This window comes from Burkholderia sp. Tr-20390 (assembly GCF_017104595.1).
GTDB lineage: Bacteria > Pseudomonadota > Gammaproteobacteria > Burkholderiales > Burkholderiaceae > Burkholderia.
Genome location: NZ_JAAGPC010000373.1, coordinates 1 through 2,343 on the forward strand (window position 1 = coordinate 1; position 2,343 = coordinate 2,343).

Below are 2,343 nucleotides of genomic sequence, written 5' to 3' on the forward strand. Positions count from 1 at the left end.
AGCTGCGCCGCGTGTGCTTCGACGTGACGCAATTCCTCGTCGAAGGCTACGAGCCATCGGAACCGTTGTTCGCGTATCTGTTGCACCTGAAGTCGCTCATGCAAGCGGGCGGTGGGCTTATGTGCACCAGGACGCGCCGTTCGAGCAGGTGGTCGATGCGCTCGGCGTGCCGCGCAGCGCGAGCCATCATCCGCTGTTCCAGGTGATGGCCGCGTACGGCGAGCGCCGTGCGCTGCCGGCGCTCGGCGCGGCAGCGGCCGCGTTGCTGCCGTCGGGCACACCATCCGCGAAATTCGACCTGACGCTGTCGGTCGAAGCGACGCCGGACGGCACGTTCGATGCCGCCTTCATCTACGCGCTCGACCTGTTCGAGGCGGACGCGATCGCCCGATTGGCCGCACGCTTCGTCACGCTGCTCGCCGATGCGCTCGCACGCCCCGACATGCCGATCGGCGATCTCGACTGGCTGCCCGCCGCTGAGCGCGCGCAACTCTTCGCATGGAACGCACCGGCAGGCGCAACCGAATCCGAACCGTTCGTGCCCGTGCATGCCCGCATCGCCGCGCATGCTCAAGCACGGCCCGACGCACGCGGCGTGGCCGACATCGACCGCGCGCTGACGCGTGGTGAAGTCGACGCACGCGCGGCACGCCTGGCGCGCCATCTGGTCGCGGCCGGCGTCCGCCCGGAAATGCGCGTCGGCGTCGCGCTGCAGCGCTCGGTCGACCTGCTCGTCGCGCTGATCGCGGTGCTGAAATCGGGCGCCGCGTTCGTGCCGCTCGATCCCGCGCATCCTCGCGAACGGCTCGCGCAGATCGTCGGCGACGCGAACATCGCGCACGTGCTGACCGACCACGCGAGCGCCGCGTCGCTGCCCGAGCTGCCGGATCTGCGCGTGTGGCGCGCCGATGAAGTCGATGCCCTCGACGAAGCCGCGCACGTCGTGCTGCCGGACGTGCTGCCGGGTCACGCGGCCTACGCGATCTACACGTCGGGCTCGACCGGCAAGCCGAAGGGCGTGATTGTCGACCACGCGTCGTTCGCGCTGCATTGCGCGGCGATCGCCGAGCGCTACGGCGCGGGCGAGAGCGACGTGTTCCTGCTGTTCCAGTCGGTCAACTTCGACGGCGCGCACGAAGGCTGGTTTTCGCAATACATGTCGGGCGCCGCCGTGTCGGTGACGGCCGACGTGCTGTGGCCGCCCGCGCAGACCTGCGCGATGATGGTCCGCGACGGCGTGACGATGACCTACGTGCCGCCCGGCTGCGCCGCACAGCTCGCCGAATGGGCGCTCGCGCACGGCGCACCGCCGACGCTGCGTTCTCTGACCGTCGGCGGCGAGGCGACGTCGCGCGAGGCGTTCGCGATGCTGCGCCGCGCGCTGCCGAACGTGCGCGTGGTCAACGGCTACGGCCCGACCGAGACGGTCATCACGCCGACGCTGTGGATGTTCCGGCCCGGCGACGATCTCGCGAAACTCGGCGACGCCGCGTACCTGCCGATCGGCACGCTGGTCGGCGCACGCACCGCGCACGTGCTCGACGAACGGCTGCATCCGCTGCCGGTCGGCGTGATTGGCGAACTGTACCTGGGCGGCGAGGGGATCGGCGTCGCGCGCGGTTATCTCGACCGCCCGGCGCTGACGGCCGAGCGCTTCGTGCCCGATCCGTACGGCGCGCCGGGCGCACGGTTGTACCGTACGGGCGACCTCGTGCGGCGTCGCGCGGATGGCGTGTTCGACTTCATCGGCCGCGTCGACCATCAGGTGAAGCTGCGCGGGCTGCGCATCGAACTCGGCGAGATCGAGGCGCAGCTTGCCGCGCACGACGCGGTGCGCGAAGCCTGCGCGGTCGTGCACGGGCAGGGCGCACTGGCGCAGCTCGTCGCATATGTCGAACTGACCGCCGACGCACAGGCGGCCGCGCAGCCGGTCGAAGCCGCGACGCTCGACGCGCACCTGCGCCGCACGTTGCCCGACTACATGGTGCCCGCGCAGCTGATCGTGCTCGACGCGCTGCCGCGCAACGCGAACAGCAAGGTCGATCGCGCACGGCTGCCGGCGCCGGTACGCGTCGAACGTGCGTACGAAGCGCCGCACGACGGCGACGAAGCCGCGCTCGCGGCGATCTGGCGCGACGTGCTGAATCTCGAGCGCGTGGGCCGTGGCGATCACTTCTTCGATCTCGGCGGCCATTCGCTCGCCGCCGTGCGCGTCGCGACGCGCGTGGCCGAACGGCTCGGCCGCGACGTGCCGGTGCGCGCGCTGTTCGAGGCGCCGGTGCTCGCGCAGTATGCGTTGCAGGTGGCCGATGCGCCGCGCGCCGCGCATGCCGGTGCGGCTGC

Annotated in this window: 1 pseudogene; it reads left to right on the plus strand. The window is 71.4% G+C overall.

Annotation, left to right across the window (positions count from 1 at the left end):
- Window positions 1-121: 121 nt before the first annotated feature.
- Window positions 122-2,343: pseudogene (locus G3N98_RS39000) on the plus strand (amino acid adenylation domain-containing protein); the annotation flags it as partial.